Annotated in this window: 18 protein-coding genes, 3 tRNA genes and 1 pseudogene; 12 read left to right on the plus strand and 10 right to left on the minus strand. The window is 57.4% G+C overall.

Annotated features, from left to right (window positions below; genetic code table 11):
• From A6070_RS16755 to A6070_RS10535, 10 genes and pseudogenes are all read right to left on the minus strand, one after another.
• Window positions 1-450, minus strand: a complete 450-nt coding sequence (locus A6070_RS16755; protein WP_072287969.1) for a CBS domain-containing protein — start codon at window positions 448-450, stop codon at window positions 1-3.
• A gap of 45 nt (window positions 451-495) precedes the next feature.
• Window positions 496-873: pseudogene (gene acpS / locus A6070_RS16760) on the minus strand (holo-ACP synthase); the annotation flags it as partial.
• A gap of 1 nt (window position 874) precedes the next feature.
• Entirely contained in the window at window positions 875-1,594 is a 720-nt protein-coding gene (locus tag A6070_RS10500) for a pyridoxine 5'-phosphate synthase (protein WP_072285713.1), read from the minus strand.
• Window positions 1,595-1,596: 2 nt separating this feature from the next.
• The gene (gene glmM / locus A6070_RS10505) at window positions 1,597-2,970 is read right to left on the minus strand and encodes a phosphoglucosamine mutase (RefSeq protein ID WP_072287970.1); all 1,374 of its coding nucleotides are present in this window, start codon (window positions 2,968-2,970) and stop codon (window positions 1,597-1,599) included.
• 36 nt (window positions 2,971-3,006) lie between these two features.
• A complete protein-coding gene (locus A6070_RS10510) occupies window positions 3,007-3,660 on the minus strand; it encodes a CdaR family protein (protein WP_072287971.1) in 654 nt (217 codons plus the stop codon).
• A gap of 2 nt (window positions 3,661-3,662) precedes the next feature.
• Window positions 3,663-4,439, minus strand: coding sequence for a diadenylate cyclase CdaA (cdaA, locus tag A6070_RS10515; protein WP_072285714.1), 777 nt, complete (start codon window positions 4,437-4,439; stop codon window positions 3,663-3,665).
• Window positions 4,440-4,466: 27 nt separating this feature from the next.
• Window positions 4,467-5,387, minus strand: coding sequence for a dihydropteroate synthase (gene folP, locus A6070_RS10520; RefSeq protein WP_145926339.1), 921 nt, complete (start codon window positions 5,385-5,387; stop codon window positions 4,467-4,469).
• Window positions 5,387-7,237 (minus strand): ATP-dependent zinc metalloprotease FtsH, encoded by a 1,851-nt coding sequence (gene ftsH, locus A6070_RS10525; protein WP_072285715.1) that lies wholly within the window; start codon window positions 7,235-7,237, stop codon window positions 5,387-5,389. The genes folP and ftsH overlap by 1 nt, the downstream gene beginning before the upstream one ends.
• 96 nt (window positions 7,238-7,333) lie before the next feature.
• Entirely contained in the window at window positions 7,334-8,710 is a 1,377-nt protein-coding gene (gene tilS, locus A6070_RS10530; protein ID WP_072285716.1) for a tRNA lysidine(34) synthetase TilS, read from the minus strand.
• 71 nt (window positions 8,711-8,781) lie between these two features.
• Window positions 8,782-8,858, minus strand: a tRNA-Met gene (locus tag A6070_RS10535).
• A 363-nt stretch (window positions 8,859-9,221) separates the two neighbouring features.
• Between A6070_RS10535 and A6070_RS10540 the strand changes: the two genes are divergently transcribed.
• The 12 genes from A6070_RS10540 (at window position 9,222) to A6070_RS10595 (ending at window position 20,020) form a co-directional block, all read left to right on the plus strand.
• The gene (locus A6070_RS10540) at window positions 9,222-9,575 is read left to right on the plus strand and encodes a cupin domain-containing protein (RefSeq protein ID WP_072285717.1); all 354 of its coding nucleotides are present in this window, start codon (window positions 9,222-9,224) and stop codon (window positions 9,573-9,575) included.
• Between the two features lie 76 nt (window positions 9,576-9,651).
• Entirely contained in the window at window positions 9,652-10,938 is a 1,287-nt protein-coding gene (locus A6070_RS10545) for an NCS2 family permease (protein ID WP_072285718.1), read from the plus strand.
• A 96-nt stretch (window positions 10,939-11,034) separates the two neighbouring features.
• Window positions 11,035-11,110, plus strand: a tRNA-Ala gene (locus A6070_RS10550).
• 814 nt (window positions 11,111-11,924) lie between these two features.
• The gene (locus tag A6070_RS10555) at window positions 11,925-13,577 is read left to right on the plus strand and encodes a PocR ligand-binding domain-containing protein (RefSeq protein WP_145926340.1); all 1,653 of its coding nucleotides are present in this window, start codon (window positions 11,925-11,927) and stop codon (window positions 13,575-13,577) included.
• A 35-nt stretch (window positions 13,578-13,612) separates the two neighbouring features.
• Window positions 13,613-14,278: a response regulator transcription factor gene (locus A6070_RS10560; RefSeq protein ID WP_072285720.1), complete on the plus strand. Its 666-nt coding sequence runs from the start codon at window positions 13,613-13,615 to the stop codon at window positions 14,276-14,278.
• Between the two features lie 92 nt (window positions 14,279-14,370).
• The gene (locus A6070_RS10565; RefSeq protein ID WP_072285721.1) at window positions 14,371-15,738 is read left to right on the plus strand and encodes an anthranilate synthase component I family protein; all 1,368 of its coding nucleotides are present in this window, start codon (window positions 14,371-14,373) and stop codon (window positions 15,736-15,738) included.
• Window positions 15,735-16,568: an aminotransferase class IV gene (locus tag A6070_RS10570; RefSeq protein ID WP_072285722.1), complete on the plus strand. Its 834-nt coding sequence runs from the start codon at window positions 15,735-15,737 to the stop codon at window positions 16,566-16,568. The genes A6070_RS10565 and A6070_RS10570 overlap by 4 nt, the downstream gene beginning before the upstream one ends.
• Before the next feature lie 69 nt (window positions 16,569-16,637).
• Window positions 16,638-16,723: transfer RNA gene (locus A6070_RS10575), tRNA-Leu, on the plus strand.
• Between the two features lie 264 nt (window positions 16,724-16,987).
• Window positions 16,988-17,428 carry an Arm DNA-binding domain-containing protein gene (locus A6070_RS15145; RefSeq protein WP_083558437.1) on the plus strand — a complete coding sequence of 147 codons (441 nt, stop codon included), beginning with the start codon at window positions 16,988-16,990 and terminating at the stop codon, window positions 17,426-17,428.
• A gap of 4 nt (window positions 17,429-17,432) precedes the next feature.
• A complete protein-coding gene (locus A6070_RS10585) occupies window positions 17,433-18,689 on the plus strand; it encodes a tyrosine-type recombinase/integrase (RefSeq protein ID WP_072285724.1) in 1,257 nt (418 codons plus the stop codon).
• A gap of 351 nt (window positions 18,690-19,040) precedes the next feature.
• Window positions 19,041-19,283, plus strand: coding sequence for a helix-turn-helix transcriptional regulator (locus A6070_RS10590; RefSeq protein WP_072285725.1), 243 nt, complete (start codon window positions 19,041-19,043; stop codon window positions 19,281-19,283).
• A gap of 383 nt (window positions 19,284-19,666) precedes the next feature.
• Entirely contained in the window at window positions 19,667-20,020 is a 354-nt protein-coding gene (locus A6070_RS10595) for a helix-turn-helix domain-containing protein (protein WP_072285726.1), read from the plus strand.
• Window positions 20,021-20,036: the final 16 nt, after the last annotated feature.

A 20,036-nucleotide genomic window follows, 5' to 3' on the forward strand; every position in this document is an offset into this window, starting at 1 on the left:
TTAAAGCTCCATACTGCGGATGATGTCAAGTCGCGCCACAACGCCAAGCAGTTTGCCCTTGTCAACCACCGGCACCATGTGAATCCCTTTGTCGAGCATCAGGGAAACGATTTCGGATACCGGCGCGTCAGGCGTGCAGGTGGCGACATCCCGGGTACAGATTTCCTGCACCAGGCGGGCGGTCATTTTCCGCACCTGCTCGGCAAAACGGTCCTCGCTTTCCAGGTAAACCACCCAGTCAAAGAGGGAAACCACTGTCGGGATGTGTAAAGCCTGATCCTGCGAGACAAGGTCGGTTTCCGTGACGATCCCCTGCAGCATCCCTTCATCGTCGACCACGGGCATGGCGCTGACTTTGGTCTTGACAAACAGGCGGGCGAGTTCCTCGACGCTGGTTTCCATGGAAACCGTGTGCACATCAACGGTCATGATATCGCGGGCCTTCAGCATACTTGTATCCCTTTCGAAACGATTTGAAAAACAGACCTGCGCACTTTCAAAAACAACGGTGGCAAAAGCGTAATCCCCGTCGTGGGTGCAGGACAGCAGATGCCGCTTATGGCCGTTCTTTTCAAACAGCCGGGCGGCCTGCCCCTGCAGGGCCAAAGCCGGCTTGCCGGCTGCATCGCGCACCACGATTATGTCCCGCCAGCGGATGCCTTGCCGCAAACCGGTGCCAAGCGCCTTGAGAAAAGCCTCCTTGGCGGCATATCTCACCGCCAGATGCGGCGCCGGATCTTTTTTGGACAGACAGTATTCCCGCTCCGCATCGTCAAACAGGCGTTCCAGCAACGCAACCTTTCCTTCCAGCACAAAACGGCGAAACCGCCGCACGGCTACCAGGTCGTTGCCCAGGCCACTGATGCCGGTCATATCAGGCGTCGCCCACCAATGCTTTCATCTCTCGTACCGCCCTCTCCAGGCCGACCAGAACGGCGCGCGAAATGATACTGTGCCCGATGTTGAACTCCCGGATGCCGCCGAGGGCGGCGACCGGCTTAATGTTGAAATAGGTCAGACCGTGTCCGGCATGCACCTTCAGCCCGAGCTTGTTGCCGGCCCTGATCGCGGCGGCGATCTTGTCGAGTTCCTTCTGACGCGTGAGCGGGCAGGCAGCATCGCAGTAGCTGCCGGTGTGAATTTCCACAGCGTCGGCCCCAAGCCGGTGCGACGCCTTGACCTGTTCCAGATCGGGATCGATGAACAGACTCACGCTGATGCCGCCTTGTCGCAAAAGATCCACGTGTTTTTTCAGCGGCTCCCGCAAGAGCGCCACATTCAGGCCGCCTTCGGTTGTCAGTTCCTGTCGCTTTTCCGGAACCAGGGTCGCCGCGTCGGGCAGTATCTTGAGAGCGATCCCGACCATTTCGTCGGTAGCTGCCATCTCCAGATTGAGTGGCACCTTGGCGGTCTGCCGCAGCAGCTCCACATCGCGGTCCTGGATATGCCGACGGTCTTCCCTCAGATGGATGGTAATGCCGTCGGCACCGCCCAGTTCCGCCAGAGCTGCCGCCGTTACAGGATCGGGCTCGCTGGTGCCGCGCGCCTGCCGGATGGTCGCCACGTGATCCACATTTACGCCAAGCAATGCCACGGTTAGTGCTCCTTTGTCCCAACGCCCAGATGCCGGTCGATGACGTCGGCGATTTCCTGGGCCATTTCAGTAATCTGAAGCTCGTCCTGGCCTTCCAGCATAATGCGCAGCAGCGGTTCGGTCCCCGAATACCGGATCAGCACCCGCCCGCTATCCGCCAGTTTTTCCTCGGCAGCCTTGATGGTCCGGGAAATTTCAGGAACGATATAAATATCCTGACGGCTTGCCACCCGCACATTCAGCAGAACCTGGGGCAGCGCCGTCATGACGCCGGAAAGCTCCGACAGGGGCTTGCCGGTACGCTGCATGATGGCCAGCAACTGCAGGGCCGAAACCATGCCGTCACCGGTGGTGTTGTGCTCGAGAAAAATCATGTGGCCGGATTGCTCGCCGCCGAGGTTGTAGCCGCCGCGGCGCATCTCCTCCACCACATAGCGATCGCCGACGGCGGTCTTGATCACACGGCCACCGGCGTTGCGCAAGGCAATATCGAGCCCCATGTTGCTCATCACGGTCGCCACCAGGGTGCGATGCGCCAGTTTACCTTGCTGCAGCATGTCGAGACTGCAAATCGCCATGATATGGTCGCCATCAACCTCCTGGCCCTGCTCGTCGACAAAGATGACCCGGTCGGCGTCGCCGTCCAGCGCCATGCCCAGATGTGCGCCGTGCTCCTTGACGGCCCTGGCGATCACTTCCGGATACAGAGAACCGCAACCCGCGTTGATATTGGAGCCGTTGGGCTTGATCCCCAGCGGGATCACCTCGGCGCCCAGTTCCTCAAGCACCGCAGGCGCAACCTTGTAGGCGGCGCCGTTGGCACAATCCAGAACAATCTTCAGGCCGTTGAGATCCAGCTTGTGAGGAAAGGAGTTTTTTAAAAACACCACATAACGACCACAGGCATCATCGATGCGAAAAGCCTTACCCACCTCATCGGCCACCGGCCGCAACGAATCGATTTCGTTACTAAAAATCAGTTTTTCGATTTCCAGTTCGGTATCGTCCGGCAGTTTGAAACCGTCGGCGGAAAAGAATTTGATGCCATTGTCCTGATAGGGGTTGTGGGACGCGGAAATAACCACGCCTGCGTCGGCCCGCATGGATGAGGTGATAAAGGCAATGCCTGGTGTCGGCAGCGGGCCAACCAGCAGAACATCCACCCCCATGGAACAAATGCCTGCCACAAGAGCGTTTTCAATCATGTACCCCGACAGGCGCGTGTCCTTGCCAATCACGATGCGATGTCGGCGATGCCTGTCCTTCTTGAATACGTGGGCAGCAGCCCTGCCAAGCTGCATGGCGATTTCGGTGGTCATGGGGTAAATATTGGCCACACCACGGACACCGTCCGTGCCGAACAATTTCTTTTTCATGATCATGGTAATTGTCTGTCTCCTGACAAAACTATATCAATTTCCGGAACGCCGCCCGATCATAACTTTGATTTCAACGTCTCCGGGGTCTTTGATCCAGCTGAATTTCCTGCCGTACCTCAGGGGAACCCTGCCGGCCAGATTGCCGGTTGCGCCTTCAATGCTGAATGGCGCTGTTTCCACACGCTGCAGTGAATCCAGTTCGCTTTCGGCCCCTTCAACCACCAGCGATTCGGGCACGGCAGCCACCTTCCGCACCTCAAAGCCGGCAGCCGGACGTCCGGCAAGAACCGGTTTGACCGGCACCTGTTTGCTTCGGATCCGATCCACGAGAATGTCGACATAGGATGGGGTAAGCCGCGTCACCTTGAGAGGCGCGGGAATATCGAGACGTTCCTCCAGGCGTTTGTAGGAAGTCAGCCCGGCAGGGAGATCCTTGAGATCCACAGTAATGCGCATGTCTTCCGCACGCAGATTCATCAGCAGAGTACGGGGCCCGTTGATGCGTACCTCCACTTCGGAAGGCACCTCGTTGGCGACCATCATCCCCTTGGGAACATTCGTGATCTCCAACGGCACGGCATAGGACCGCTCCAGCTTGCGCTCGCCCATGACAAAAAACCACAGGATCAGCGCAAAAACCAGTGACAGCACCTTCAATGCCCAGTTTTCCGTCAGTATTTTAAGCATGATCACTTTTTCTTCCGGGGTTCAAGAAGGGATTTGAGCACCCTGGTCAAAGAGGTGGAATCGAGATCACGGGTAATCCGCCCGGCGACAACCATGGAAATTTTCCCGGTTTCCTCGGACACCACGATGGCTACGGCGTCGACCAGCTCGGTCAGGCCAATGGCCGCCCGATGCCGGGTTCCGAGGGATTTGCTGATATCCGGATTCTGCGACAGGGGGAGAAAACACCCGGCCCGCGTCAACCGCCCCTGCTGCAGCACCAGGGCGCCATCATGCAACGGTGAATAGGGCAAAAAGACGGAGGTGATCAGATCACTTGTCACCTTGGCGTCGATTTCGGTCCCGACTTCCAGAAAATCCTTGATCCCGGTCTCCCGCTCGATGACCAGCAGAGCGCCAATGCGCCGATTGGCCATATTCACACAGGCTTTGACAAGTTCGGCAATGACTTCGTTTTCTTCCCGAAAAGACAGATCGGTAAAAAACGGGTTGGCGCCGACATGAATCAGAGCCCGGCGGATGTCGTTCTGGAACAGCACGACAATCACCAGAATGATGGATGACAGGAAATTGTCGAGAATCCAGTGCAGCGTATAGAGACCGGCAACCTGGGAACTCACGTACACCAGCAAAATAACCGCCAGCCCGAACAGCATCTGAACGGCTCGGGTTCCCTTGATCAGCAGAATGATGCGGTAAATGATAAAAGCGACGATAATCACATCGAGCGGATCGAGCAACCACCTGAAATTCTGAATAAAATCTAGAAATCCGCTCATTTTTAATATCCATCACAGGACAAGGGATCAAGGACGGCGCCGGTGCACCACAGCCCAGGCCATCAGAGCCGCCTCCCTGGCGGGCCGCACATCATGTACCCGAAAAATCTGTACGCCGCTCGCCACGCCCAGCGCCACCGTGGCCAGGGTACCGTAGAGACGTTCCGCAGGATCGGACTGTCCCACGACCTGGCCGATGCATCCTTTGCGCGAGGTGCCAAGCAGCACCGGCAGACCCAGGACGAGAAGCTCTCTCAAACGATGCAGAATCTCGAGATTGCCGGCCAGATCCTTGCCAAAACCTATACCCGGATCGATCGCGAGTCGACAGCGGGGGATACCCGCGGCTTCGGCACGAGCCACCGCTTTGCGCAGGTAATTGACGATATCGGCAAAAAGATCCCCGTAGGCGGTATCGGCCTGCATCGCCTCGGGTTTGCCCCGGGTATGCATCAGAAAAGCCCCGGCCCCGCAAGCCGCAACCGTATCGGCCATCGCCGGATCAAAGGCAAAGCCACTGATGTCGTTGATGAAATCGGCACCGGCGGCAACCGCGGCGCGAGCCACGACGCTTTTATTGGTGTCGACAGACAAAGGGCACGGCAACTCCCGGGACAGGATCTCGACGACCGGCACGATCCTGTCGAGTTCCTCCTGCTCGCTGATCAGCGCCGCCCCCGGCCGGGTGCTTTCTCCGCCAACATCGATCAGGTCCGCCCCTTCGTCCAGCATGCGCCGAGCCCGGCCAAGGGCATCGTCAATCGACGTCGCGCGGCTACCGGAGTAAAAGGAATCGGGGGTTATGTTGAGGATTCCCATGATCAGGGGACGTTCCAGATCCAGTCGGCAGCGGCGTCCCCGCAGGATTGTCGGCACCGGAAAAACGTCGAACGGCCCCCCTTCCTCCGGCAAGTCCGCAGGCTTGTCTGGAAACCGGTGGGAAGCCATCACACCTCAACCGTCGCCGTATTCTCCGGTGTGCCGGCAGAGGTTTCGTTGCCGGCGGGCGCCGACTCACCGAAAATCATGCGACGTACCTCTCCACCGTCAATGGTTTCGCGCTCCAGCAATGCTTCGGCCACCGCGACCAGCCCATCGCGGTGATTGGACAGAATCTGTCGCGCCTTGTCGTAACTTTCCCGAACGATGCGGCGGATTTCGTTGTCGATTTCGACAGCCGTCGCCTCGCTGTAATTGCGGGCATGCCCCAGATCCCGTCCCAGGAATACCTCGCCTTCCTTCTCTCCGAAAGCCAGCGGACCGATCTTGGCGCTCATTCCCCACTCACATACCATCTTGCGGGCAATATGGGTAGCCCGTTCGATGTCGTTGCTGGCGCCGCTGGTCACCTCGTCAAACATCAGTTCTTCAGCGACACGACCTGCAAGCAGGCCGCAAATAGCGGTTTCCAGCCCGATGCGGGACTGGTTGTATTTTTCCTCCTCGGGAAGAAACATGGTCACCCCCAGGGCCCGACCGCGGGGAATGATGGACACCTTGTGCACCGGGTCGGCCTCCGGCAGAAACAACGGCACGATGGCATGACCCGCCTCGTGATAGGCGGTAACGCGCTTTTCCTTTTCGGTAATCACCAGCGAACGGCGCTCTGCACCCATGAGAACCTTGTCCTTGGCCGCTTCCAGATCCTGCATATCGACCTTGTCCTTGTTCTGGCGGGCAGCCAGCAACGCGGCTTCGTTGATCAGATTGGCCAGATCGGCGCCCGAAAAACCGGGCGTGCTTTTGGCGACCACATCGAGGTTGACATCGGAGCCAAGGGGCACCTTGCGCGCATGAACATCGAGAATCATGGCGCGGCCCTTGATGTCCGGACGCGGCACCACCACCTGGCGGTCGAAACGCCCGGGCCGCAGCAGAGCAGGATCCAGCACGTCGGGTCGGTTGGTGGCGGCGATCAGGATAACGCCCTCGTTGGACTCGAAGCCGTCCATTTCCACCAGCAGTTGATTGAGGGTCTGTTCCCGCTCGTCATGCCCGCCGCCCAGGCCGGCGCCACGATGCCGGCCCACCGCATCGATCTCGTCGATGAAGATGATGCAGGGAGCGTTTTTCTTACCCTGCAGAAACAGGTCGCGCACCCGACTGGCGCCAACCCCGACGAACATTTCCACAAAGTCGGAGCCGGAAATGGAAAAAAAGGGCACCCCCGCCTCCCCGGCAATGGCCCGCCCCAGAAGCGTCTTGCCGGTACCGGGGGGCCCCACCAGCAAAACCCCTTTGGGAATGCGCCCGCCGAGGCGTGAAAATTTCTTGGGATCCTTGAGAAACGCCACGATTTCCTGCAGCTCATCCTTGGCTTCGTCGATGCCGGCCACATCCTTGAAGGTCACCTGGTTCCCGCTTTCGGTAAGCAGACGTGCCCGGCTTTTGCCGAAACTCATGGCCTTGCCGCCACTGGACTGCATCTGCCGGATGAAGAAAATCCACACCCCGATAAACAAAATGATCGGCCCCCAGTAAAACAACAGCGACATCCAGAAACCCCGATCCTCCTCGGGTTTGGCCTGAATGGTGACCCCCTTGTCGCGCAGTACTTGGACCAACCGTGGGTCGTCGGGCGCAAAGGTCCTGAAGGCATTGCCTTCCTGGTCCTTGCCCTCGATATTCGGACCTTCCAGAACGACTTCCTTTACCGTCCCGTCTTCCACGGCATCGAGAAACGCCGTGTAGGATATCGCTTTGGGCTCATCTTTGGAGGTGGTCATCAGGTTGAACAGGGTGATCATGACCAGGGATATAACCAACCAAAGTGCCAGGTTCTTGAAAATCGGATTCACTCTTCCCCCTTACTTTGCGCAGTGCGACCCCCTCTATGCCAAAATAGGGCCAAAACCACTGAAATGTTTTCGAAATTTATCATAATCCCCATGGTTTCACAAGCCTTGATTGTCCCCCGACCGACCGGTTACAGCCAGGCGCAACACCTGTGAGCCCCCGGGTTTCGGACGCAACCCCTGACATCGGCGCAAGCCCGGCAGCCAGATAATTTCGTCGGCCACCACCAGCGGCAAGGCTTGCCGGACCTCGCGGGGCAGCTTGGCGTCGATAAAAAAATCCTTCAACTTGCGATGCCCCGGCGCGCCGCTGGGATAAAACCGATCACCGGGACGAAAGGATCTCACCTGCAGCGGAAACCGCACCAGAGCCGCATCAAATTCCGCCACCCAGCGGGTTTCTCCGCCACAGTCCGCCTGCAGTGTTACGTGCAGCTGCCCACCTCCGGGGAAATCGTAAACCCCCGGCCCCGGAATCGCAACCGCAAACCCCTGCCGCGGCAACGGCGGGGTGGTTCGCATCCAGAGACGATCATAACGCCGCGCCGCCCACGCCCCGGGAAGGTGCACCTCCGCCTCGGGCCTGGCACCATGCAGCAAATTCTGCAGAGCCTCCAGATGCGGCGCACCAATACCCCGCAGATCCCCGCGCAATCGCTCCAGGGCGGCTCGCAGCACGCGCAGGCGCAACGCCGGATGCAGCAGTTCCAGCGCGTTGCAGCACAACCATAAACCGTCGTCCCCGGCAACACAGAGGCTCGCCATGGCGTCACCAACCTGCTGTTCCCAATAGTCTTCCTCAACGGCGATACGCCGGCTAAGGGCAGCCAGGTGATGATCGATGCGGGGATTGTATTCGCGCAGCAGCGGCAGCAATTCATGGCGCAGGCGATTGCGGGTAAAAGACGGATCGGCGTTGCTCAAATCTTCAACGTGGCCGAGCTGGCGGGAATCACGATACTGCAGGATGTCACTTCTGGAAAATGTCAGCAGCGGTCGGATAAAAGGATCGCTCCGCAGGCGCATGCAGGCCAGCCCCGACAGACTGCTGCCACGCAGCAGGCGATGCATGAAGGTTTCGGCCTGGTCATCGCGATGATGGCCCAGCGCGACAAAACGGCACCCCTCAAGACGGGCTGTACGCAGCAGAAAATCCCGCCGCGCATCCCGGGCCGCTTCTTCCAGACCCCGCTTGCGCTGCGCCGCCAACGTTGGCACATCGATGCAACCAAGCGATAGCGGCACCTGAAGTCGCAGACAGAGCTCCCGCACGAACTCGGCATCGCGGCAACTCTCGCTACGCATGCAGTGGTCGAGATGCGCGGCCCTGATTTCGAGTTGCAGCTTCCCCGCCGCCTGCCACAGCAAATCGAGCAGGACCACCGAATCGACGCCACCCGAAACGCCCACCAGTATCCTGTCTTTCGGCTGCAGGCCTATACAACTTATAAGGGTGTGATTGAACAGAGACTGCATTGATCCACAAGACCTCCGGCAGCTCAAACAAGAAAAGACCCTCACTGCGATCCAGGAGGGTCTTTTATAATTGGTGGCGGTGCAGAGATTCGAACTCCGGACACTGCGGATATGAGCCGCATGCTCTAACCAACTGAGCTACACCGCCTTTTTTATCGGGTTTGCACCAAAGGGTCTCCCTCAGGTGGGCTCTTATATAAACCAGGAGATTCGACCTTGTCAAGCATAAAGCCGAAAACAATCTACAATTATTGCAAGAGCCCGACAACCCTTGCCGATTGCGCCAAAACAGCCGCAATTCAGGAACAACCCAAACCGCAAAACCGCTGTTGAACAGCGGGATGGCCATCCCGCTTGAATTTTTCAAATGTATCAAGCCCTTGATGTTTGCCACCACTGAATATGGCGAAAAACCGCCCGATCCTTGATCCGCATCAAACAACCCGAAGGCAAGCAGTGGCATACTTTCCCCATGACAAGTCATTTTCAACCTCGAACCCAGGAGAACCCCATGGACAAACACCCCGACAGCGGATCCCTTGCCCCGGCCACGGCACACTCCATAAGCGAACTGGTGACCGTTCAGCCGGGCGCCATCGTCAGCCGCACCCTGACCCAGACCCCGGTAGGCACTCTGACCCTGTTCGCATTTGCCGCAAACCAGGCATTATCCGAGCACAGCGCTCCGTTCGATGCCTTTGTGCAAGTCCTGGCGGGGCGAGCCGAAATCACCATTGACGCAAAGACGATCGGTGCCGAAGCCGGCAGCCTGATCGTCATGCCCGCCAACATCCCCCATGCGGTGCGCGCCGCCACCGATATGAAAATGCTGCTGACCATGTTCCGTCCGCAGACTCCGGCATAAAAAGCTGTTGCCTCCCCGGGGAATGTGATAAGACAGGCACGACTTCTTCTCCTTCACATTCCCCCAGGAGGCCCGTATGCTGGAGCGTTTTTTTCATCTGGAGGCGCACGGCAGCTGCCTGCGCAATGAAATTCTGGCTGGCATCACTACGTTTCTGGCGGCGGCCTACATCATTTTTGTTCATCCGGACATGCTGGCCGCTACCGGCATGGACAAGGGCGCGTTGACCACCATCACCTGCCTGGTGGCCGGGCTCGCCACCCTGCTCATGGCCCTCTGGGCCAACTCGCCTATCATGATGGCGCCAGGCATGGGTCTCAACGCTTTCTTCACCTATACCCTGGTTCTGCAGCGACAGATCCCCTGGCAGACCGCCCTGGGGATTGTTTTTCTGTCCGGTATCTTTTTCCTCATACTTACCTGGCTGGGATTCCGGGAGCGGATACTCAGGGCCATCCCGGTTTGCCTGCAGCAGGCCACCGCCGTCGGTATCGGCCTGTTCATCGCCTTCATCGGCCTGCAGAACCTCGGCCTGATCGTTGGCAACCCGGCCACCCTGATCGGCCTTGGTTCCATTAGCCGCGGAGCGATGCTGGGGCTCTTTGGCGTCTTGCTCGCCATCCTGCTGGAAATCCGCCGGGTACGTGGAGCGCTGCTGATTTCGATCCTGTTCGTTACGCTCCTGGCAATCTTCAGCGGCGAAACGCGGTTGCCCGAGACCCTGATCGCCCTGCCGCCTTCGCCGGCCCCGATCGCCTTCAAACTGGATATAGCGGGCGCCATTAACCTGTCTTTCTGGTCGGCCATATTCACTTTTATGTTCATGGACCTGTTCGACAGCCTCGGCACCCTGCTGGCCGTCTGCCGGGAAGCGGGCATGGTCAGGGAAGATGGCAGAATCCCGGGCCTGCCACGCATGCTGACCGCCGACGCCCTGGCCACCGTCGGCGGAGCGGTGCTCGGCACCAGTACCACCACCGCTTATCTCGAATCGGCCAGCGGCGTCTCCGACGGCGGGCGCACCGGCCTGACCGGTGTGGTCACCGGTCTCCTGTTCCTTCTGGCCGCCTTCTTTTCCCCTATCGTCAGCACCGTGCCCTCTTGTGCCACCGCCCCGGCACTGATCATGGTCGGCATATTCATGATGCGCGGTGTCGCCCAGATCGACTTCTACGATTTCGAGGAAGGCGCTCCGGCGTTTCTTACCATCCTGTTCATGCCGTTGGCCTATTCTATATCCACCGGACTGGCTTTCGGATTTCTATCCTACGTGCTGATCAAAGTCCTGCTCGGCAAATGGCGTCAATGCAGCCCTTTTTTATACGGCGCAGCGGTGCTTTCCCTGATCAGCCTGTACAATTGACAGCCCTCAGCACGATGCGAAAAAAACGGCAACCACAGGAAAAAAACCTGTTGACACCCTTCAGGGGCTTTTGCTATAACCCAGTCCACAACACACGGGGCTATAGCTCAGCTGGGAGAGCGCTTGAATGGCATTCAAGAGGTCAGCGGTTCGATCCCGCTTAGCTCCACCAAAATCAAGGGGTTACGGAACTTTTCCGTAACCCCTTTTCAGTTGTCGCGTACACATGCGTACACATTTTAGAGTCCTCAACACACAAAGCCCTCAGAGCATTTTTGCTTCTGAGGGCTTTTTATTTCCGTCCGAACAAAACTCGATGGGTATAGATATTATTATAAAAAATTTAATATCACACCTGATACACCACCTCACCGTCCAGGTTGGCGAGGGGGGGCTTCCTGATCGAGATATCCGTAAACTGCTTCGGGCAGTTTCACCCTGACCAAACGCAAGGTTTATGCAAAACGGCCAAAACGCCCGACCTTGGCGTCCGTGAACGCACGAGGACGTGCCTGGATACAAAGACGCCCCGCGGGAGAAGCTACCCGTGGAGCGTTGAAGATAAAAATTGCGGCCTGAGTCGGTGACGATTGCGTGAATCTGCTTTTGAGGAGGGAAAAAGCGAACAGAAAAGCTCACAGGGGAGGAAAAATTTCGTCGACCAACATCAGACCGCCAGGGAAACCGTTGTGTCGCATGACTTTGTACGTGATCTCTATGAGTACGCTCCGGGGGCTAACCTCGGCTAAAAAACCATCCCAGACCTGTTGTCCGGTGTTGATTTCAAACAGCATCCCCAGTGTTCGGGAAGCATTGCCCGTTGTCCGTAATAACAGTACATCAGGGCTGCCTGTCGTTGCCATCGCTAGGGCGAGGGGTTTTTATCCCTCAATGGAGTGATTTTCGAAATTTTTTTGCGCTTTGATCAAAATGCCCATTTGTGGGACAATGATGCTCCTGCTACTGACAACGGGCAAAGCATCCACATGGCATATCTTCTGGATCTGATCGATAAAAACACCCTTGATAAAATCATGGTGGCCTACACCAAGGCGACCCGCATGGGTGGTTGCATTTACGACACGAAGGGAAACATCCTTGCCGGACCCTACAATTTCTCCGACTTCTGCCTGAAATTCTGCCGCGGTACCCATGAAGGCCTGCACAAATGCACGGCCAGCGCCCGCTATGGCGCACGCGAGGCGCTGCGCAAGGATGGACCGACCATCTACTCCTGCCTTAATTCGGGACTGGTGGACTGTGCATCCGCCATCACCGTCGAAGGGCAGATGGTGGCCGTAATGATCTGCGGCCAGGTCAGAACGGAAGATTATGTCATCGACCGGGATCTCGCTTTTCATCATGCCAGCGCCATCGGCATTCGGGACATGGCCGGCTACATGGAAGCTTTGTACCGAATCCCGAAAATAAGCTATGAACGCCTGCACGACTTCGCCACTCTGCAGAGCCTCATCGCCGGAACCCTTGGCAGCCTGGCCACTAACAATAAACGCCTCAAAAGCGTCTCGCGCAAACGCATTTTTCAGCTGATCAACAGTGTTTCCGATTACATTATCGCCACCGACACCAGGGGTTTCATCGAAAATCAGAACCGCGCCCTGCTTGAAGCACTGGGGCGCCCCGATGGCGACCTTTCCGGCCAACCCATCGAATCGCTGTTTCTGGACCGTACCCCGCTGGTCAGGGAAATGGCCAAGCTGCGCGAGACCCGCGACACACCGGAACGCCTCAGCCTGGGATTGCTGCTTTCCGATAAAAAACTGGCCCAGGTCGATACGTCCCTTTCCCGCATGGAAAACGAAAAGGGAGAGCTGCACGGCTTCGTCGCCGTCATGCGCGACATGACCGAAGAAAAAACCATCGAGAGGATGAAGAGCGATCTTTTCGGCATGCTTACCCATGACATGATCAACCCCATCCTGGCTATCAAATCGGCCCTCAAGCTGGTGCTGGACGGTCAGGTCGGGCACCTGAACCAGGAACAGACGGATATTCTCAGAATGGCCGCCGACACCAACCATGACCTGATGGGCATGGTGTCCGACTTTCTCGATGTGTTTCGCAACAATTACGGCATGCTGGTTTTGCGGCAGAGCCGCTTCGACATCCACCAGGCTTTACAGGAGGTCGTCAATCAATCCTATTATTCCTGTCAGGATCGCAAAATCCGCATCGATTACCAATCGGACTTCAGTGACGAACTGCCGTATTACGGGGATCGGCTGCGCCTGCTGCGAACCTTTGCCAACCTGCTGGACAACGCCATCAAGTTCAGTGAAGGAGAAGACCTGGTCACCATCGAAACACGCCGAAGCGCGCCGTCAGGCGGTAAACGGCACGGCGAATCTGTCCGCTTGCGGCCGGATATTGCCCACATTTTCGTCGCCTTTCACAATCGCGGCAAGGATCTGCCCATGCAGGATCTGGGAGCCATGTTCGACAAGTTCTACACGAGCAATCACAAAAACCCGGCCGCCAAAAAAGGCTTGGGCCTGGGGCTTAACTTTTGTAAGCTCGTTGCGGAGGGACACGGGGGACATATCTGGGCGGAGACCACGGACGACGGCCTGCGCATCGTGCTGGCCCTGCCGGTCCCCGACCCTTCAAAAGATATTTGAAGGGGATTCAACCCGCGCATTGCCCGGAGGTACAAATGCCCAAAAGCGGACCGTTTAAAGTTTTTCTGGCCGACGACCACCCCCTGCTTCGCACCGGCTTGCGCATGGGCCTGAGCCAGTTTTCCGACATCGACTTTATCGGTGAAGCCAACGACGGCTTCAAGGCTGTGGAAAGGATCAAGCAGAACCCCCCGGACGCGGCGCTCATCGATGTCGACATGCCCGGGCTTTCCGGAGTGGCGGCGGTGCGCATGCTGCGCAAACATTATCCGGAGATGACCCTGCTGATTCTTTCTTCATACAGCGACAAGCACTTCATCGAAGAAGCCATGCAGGCCGGAGCCGACGGTTATGTGCTCAAAAGCATCGACATCACCGATCTGGTCGAGCTTATCCGGGCTTTTGTCAACAAAGAACACCCCATGTCGCCATACCTGATGGATCTGGCCGTCGACTGGGAAGACACCCGCCCGGACATGGAACCGGACGAAGAAGACGACCCTGAGGATTTTCTCACCCGCCGGGAAAAACAGATCCTCGACTGCCTGGCCCGCGGCCAGGGCAACAAGGAAATCAGCAACAGCCTGTTCATCAGCCCGGAAACCGTCAAAACCCACATCAAAAACATTTTTAAAAAACTGGATGTGAAAAGTCGCCTCGAAGCCGTTATCGCCGCCAAGGAGCGAAAGCTCATCAACTGAGAAAAACCACATGGGCAGAATTTTTCGTGCGCCGCATTTCACGCCGCACGATCACTGGCCTCAGGCTGTCACCCCTTATCGAAAAACACCCCATGATCTGCTTCTTGTACAGTTTTCCCCTGGACCATTTCGACCCGCTGATCATTTACCAGCGCCTCTATCCCACCGGTCCCGGTTTCCTTGAGAGCCCGCAAACTGCTTCCGGGACGGCGCGCTTCAGCATCGTGCCGCTACGCCGACGGGAGTCCTACCGCCTGGATGGCAGCGGCCTTGAACGTATCGAGAACGGCCGAACGACCCCTCTGCCCGGCGATCCCTTCGTCACGCTGGACGCCATCCTGAACCAACGCAAACTCTCTTCCGATACCTTTCAACTGCCTTTTGCCGGCGGTTTTTTTGGCTTTCTCGGTTACGACCTGGCGATGCACATCGAAAACCTGCCCTGCATTGCCAGGCGGGACCGAAACATTCCCGGCCTGTGGCTGGACTGGATCGACCTTGCTGCAATCTTCGACCACCACCAGCAAATCCTCACGCTCGTTTCCCTCGACCCGCGGGACAATCTGGAACAGTGGGAACGCGCGATACGCCAGGCGCTGCGGCAGCCGGCGGCAGACACGCAGCCTTTCCGTGTCAGCTGCCCGGCCCCCGGCATGGAGCAGCAGGCGTTCGAAGAGCGGGTGCGCCGCGCCAAACACTACATCGCCCGCGGGGATATCTATCAGGCCAATCTTTCGGTGCGTTTCGATTCGCGCTGTGACATTTCCGCCATCGACCTCTACCGGCGGTTGCGCCGCATCAACCCCAGCCCTTTCGCAGCCCTGCTGCACACCCCGCACCTGGACATCATCTCCGCTTCACCAGAGAGGCTGATACGGCTGCAAAACGGCATTGCGGAGACCCGCCCCATCGCCGGCACCCGGCCGCGGGGTGAAAGCGCCCCCGACGATGAGCGGCTGCGCCAGGAATTGCTGGCCAATCCCAAGGAGCGCGCCGAACATATCATGCTGCTCGATCTGGAACGCAACGATCTGGGGAAGGTCTGCCAACCCTCCAGCGTTGAGGTCGACGAACTGATGGTGCTGGAGCGCTATTCCCACGTCACCCACATCGTTTCCAACGTCAAGGGACGCCTGCGCAAAAATGTCGGGCCTTTTGCCCTGCTGCGGGCGGTATTTCCCGGCGGCACCATTACCGGCGCGCCGAAGAAACGCTGCATGGAAATCATCGAGGAACTCGAACCGACGGGGCGCGGCACTTACACCGGAAGCGCCGGCTATGTCAGCATCACCGGCAACATGGATTTCAATATTCTGATCCGCAGTTTCCAGAAATTCGACAGGGAACTGACCTATCAGGTCGGCGCCGGCATTGTTGCCGACTCCGATCCGACCCGCGAATGGCAGGAATGTCTGCACAAGGCCGCGGCCTTGCGCCTGGCCCTCGGACTGGCATCATGATCGTGAACCTCGACGGCCGGTTTTGCACCGCCGAACAAGCCTGCCTGCCACTGCAAGACAGCGCCCTGCTGTTCGGCGACTCCCTGTTTGAAACCATCAAGGTGCAAAACAACAAGGTGTTGCGAATCGAAGCCCACCTGGACCGACTGGCGCTGTCGGCCTCGCTGCTCGACTTCCCCCGCAACCACGACGAGGTCCGCACCAACCTTCTGCAAACCGCCGAACGCTGCCCCTGGCCTTTGGCGCGCCTGCGCCTGACCCTCACCAGGGGAATCTGTAATGGACTTGCGGTACCGCCAGCACAGCATGCCCGAACCATCATCACCGCCGTCTCCTGCAGCGACCCCGACGACACTCAGCGCAAGGCCGGAGCCACGTGCGTTTTTGCCCCCAACCGGCGCGTCAACCCCCTCTCCCACCTGCCGCAGATGAAGCGCGGCAATTACGCCGACTGCCTCTACGCCGCCCGCTACGCCCAGTCACGAGGGGCCCGCGAGGCACTGTTCCGCACTGACGAGGGTCATATACTCGAAGGCGCCACCAGCAATTTGTTCCTTATCCGGGACAAAACCCTGATTACCCCGGCCGCCGGAGAACTGGTCCTGGCCGGCGTCATGCGTCGCCAGGTCCTGCAGGCGGCCGATACCCTCGGCTTTACCGTCAGACAGCAGCCCATCGACATGCAGACTCTTTTCCAGGCCGATGAAGCTTTTCTCACCAATGCCATTATCGAAATCATGCCCATTGCCCGGCTGGAAAATTTCCCCCTTAAACGCGGCCCCCTGGCCCTGGAGCTGCTGCAGGCCATCCGCAATGGCGCGGCATCCTGAACAAACGGCCAGTCTCTACCAAAACCTCTTGACCATCGGCAAACATGTCTTTATAATCCATCCCACTTTGCCGAAGTGGTGGAATTGGTAGACACGTCGGTCTCAAAAACCGATTGCTTATGGCAGTGCCGGTTCGATTCCGGCCTTCGGCACCAATAGAGAAAATGGCCCCTGATCCGTCAGGGGCTTTTTCTTTGTCCAATGTGATCCAATACCGTCTTAAAAAATCCGTATATTTTCTTAAATTCAAGCATTTAGACAATTTCAAAAAATCGAAATTCTCTCTCATCCTTTTGCCAAACCGTCCACTCTTATACCATTTCATCCTTTGACATCCGGCAAATTCCGGGGTAGAATTTTCCAAAACTTGGCCCCCGGCAAAAAAACCCTACCCCTGGAGGCAAGATTTTCACGCCCAAATCAGCCGTCCCTCTCACGGACAGCCAGGTCGAAGAGGCCGTCGCAGCGGAAAAGCCGTTCAAACTCTTCGATGGCAAAGGGCTCTTTCTTCTCGTTGCACCGAAAAAAACAGCGGTACCAGCAAATGCTGGCGATTCAAATACCACTTTCAGGGCAGGGAACAGCTTCTTGCGCTCGGCACCTACCCTGAAGTGTCTCTTTTTGAAGCACGCGTCCGTTGTGAACATGCGCGGCAACTGCTGGCGAAACAACTGAACCCTGGCGAAGCCTACCGAGAAGCGAAAGCTGAAGAAAAAATTCTGGCCTCAACAGTGGATCCCGGTCCGTCCGTAAGTCTCAATATGGATGGAGACGTGGTGATCCGAAAAGGCCGCTCAACGCTCCGGTTGAACGAAGAAGAATCACAATTCGTTGCTGACCTGCTGAAAAAACTGAGGTGAAAAAATGCCGCTGACCGACATGAAGATCCGAAACGCCAAACCAACCGCAAAACCACGCAAGATGTTTGATGGCGACGGACTCTACCTCCTCATCTCCCCAACCCAAAAACCCGGGCGGGGAAAATCCTGGCGGTTCAAGTACTTTTTTGACGGCAAAGAAAAACTCCTGTCTATGGGAAGTTATCCCGAAATCGGCCTTGCGGAAGCCCGCTCACGACGGGACCAGGCCCGCAAGTTGATCGCCAATGGCATCGACCCTGCCAAGGAAAGACAACGCCAGAAACGAGAGAGAGCAGCGCAGATCGCCAATACGGTTGAGCTTGTCGCCAAAGAGTGGCTGCATCGACAGGAAGGCGTTCTGGCCCCCAAAACCATCTACAGGATTGAACGTCGCCTGGCCAATGACGTCTACCCCGCCATTGGTAGCACCCCTATAGCTGATCTGGTTGCCAAAGAAATTCTCGAAAAGGTGCTGCGCCCTATTGAGGATCGCGGCACCCTGGAAACCGCCCATCGTGTCCGGGGGACCTTGTCCCAGATCATGCGTTATGGCGTGGCCTGCGGCCTGTGTGAGCGGGACGCAACCGTCGACCTGCGAGGAGCACTGAAACCGATCCAGCGTAAGCACCGTGCCGCCCTTGATAGTGAAGGGATTCCCGACCCCGCCAAGGTCGGGGCCCTGCTGCGGGCAATTGACGGGTTCGACGGCAATCCAACCGTCAAGGCCGCCCTGCGCCTGCACCCTCTGGTAGCAACCCGCCCCGGCGAACTGCGTCACGCGGAATGGACAGAAATCGACCTCGACCAGGCCCTCTGGTCAATTCCGGCCGGCCGCATGAAGATGAAAAATCCGCACATCGTGCCGCTTTCGCCGCAGGCGCTGACGATTCTGCGCGAGTTGCAGCAGATCACCGGTAAGGGAACCTATCTCTTTCCATCATCCCGTTCAGCAGCACGGCCAATCTCCGACAACACTCTGAATGCAGCCCTGCGTCGAATGGGCTATGACGGAACAGAGTTTGTTTCCCACGGCTGGCGGGCGATCTTCCGCACCCTGGCCGACGAAGTGTTGCAGGAACGGATCGACATCATCGAGGCTCAACTTGCCCATCAGGTTTCCGACGCCCTCGGCCGGGCCTACAATCGCACCAGCTTCCTGAAGGAGCGCCGGGCGTTGATGAACCGCTGGGGGAGTTATCTTGACGGCCTGAAGAACGCGACCAAGGTGATCTCTCTGGTCAAACGAACCGGTTCCAACTAACGAACGGCTCTTTTCTTCTTCGCGCAATCGCCGCCTGAAAAAATTTACCTACTCGCGCCTTATCTTTCCTTCTCTCTACATTCCGGTCGCACCTTTGTTTGGAAAACCGGCAACTAATAGAAATTTGATACGTCTCTTGAATTCCGTTCCACCAACCACTCTCTGGTGATTGAGCTCCCATTCTTGTCGTTGATCCGCCCAAAACCCTCTTTCCCGCAATGGACAATGCTGGATCAGTTTTCCTTTTTTATGACAGATTTATCCCTGTCCATCTTCCCCCCTACCCGATTTGCCTGACAAGGACGTCAAAAGTCCAGGTTGTTCACCACAGACACGTAAAGGAGAAAGTTCATGGCCAACAACCCTCTCCCCGAAACCGGGTTCCTGCGACTCAAACAGATCATCGGTGATCCCAAGGCGAAGCCACCCATCCCGCCAATCATTCCGATCTCTCGCAGTTCCTGGTGGCAGGGAATAAAAAACAAGAACTACCCAGCGCCAGTGCGCATCGGCAAAAGGGTCACTGTCTGGAAATCCGAAGAAATTCGCGCTTTAGTCAACGGCACCTGGCAACCCGAGTCCGCTGATGACTAGGGCCAACGGCATCCACGTCGGCCTGAGTCACCAGTGCCGCCTAAAGCCTTGCCTGAAGAACTGCCACCGGCCCTGCCCTTCCCCGGCCAAATCGGCATCATGTCTGCGTTGCAGAAGGAGCCGGTGTTGACTTCCACCCTGCCCGAATGGTGGCGGAGGATTCCGACTCGGCTGCATTAGAGAGCTCCTGAGAGCAAATTCGGAGGACCGATTTACTCTCGGCAACAAGGAAACCTACCCATGCAAGCTATCCAGTCGAAGAAAAAAACCAACAAAAAAGTTTTTCGAGGTCGTGACACCTTTTACCTAAGTTCCCGGCATGGCGTTCTGGAAAAAATAGGAGAATTGTTGACAATATGTATAGTGTGTAGTAAACATTACACATGAACGCATTTGGGCCATATATCAGACAGCGCCGCGAGGAGCTGTTTCAGGATGACAGGAGCTTTTCTCTCCGACAGGTTGCCGGACGTGTCGGCATTGAACCTGCGTACTTAAGCAAGATTGAACGGGGCGATTTTGCTCCCCCTTCTGAGGATGTCATACGAAAGCTTGCGCACGAACTTGGAGAGAATGCGGATATCCTTCTGGCGCTTGCAGGTAAGGTTTCCAGGGATCTGATGGAGATCATTGTCCAGCGGCCAAAGCTGGTTGCGGAGCTTTTGAGACAAATCAAAGAGATGCCCGATCATGCGGTGCTACGCGTGGTCCGGGAAGTCAAGGACGGAGACTGGTAGCGGACAGGGAGGAAAC

This window comes from Syntrophotalea acetylenica (genome assembly GCF_001888165.1).
In the GTDB taxonomy this organism is placed as follows: Bacteria; Desulfobacterota; Desulfuromonadia; order Desulfuromonadales; family Syntrophotaleaceae; genus Syntrophotalea; species Syntrophotalea acetylenica.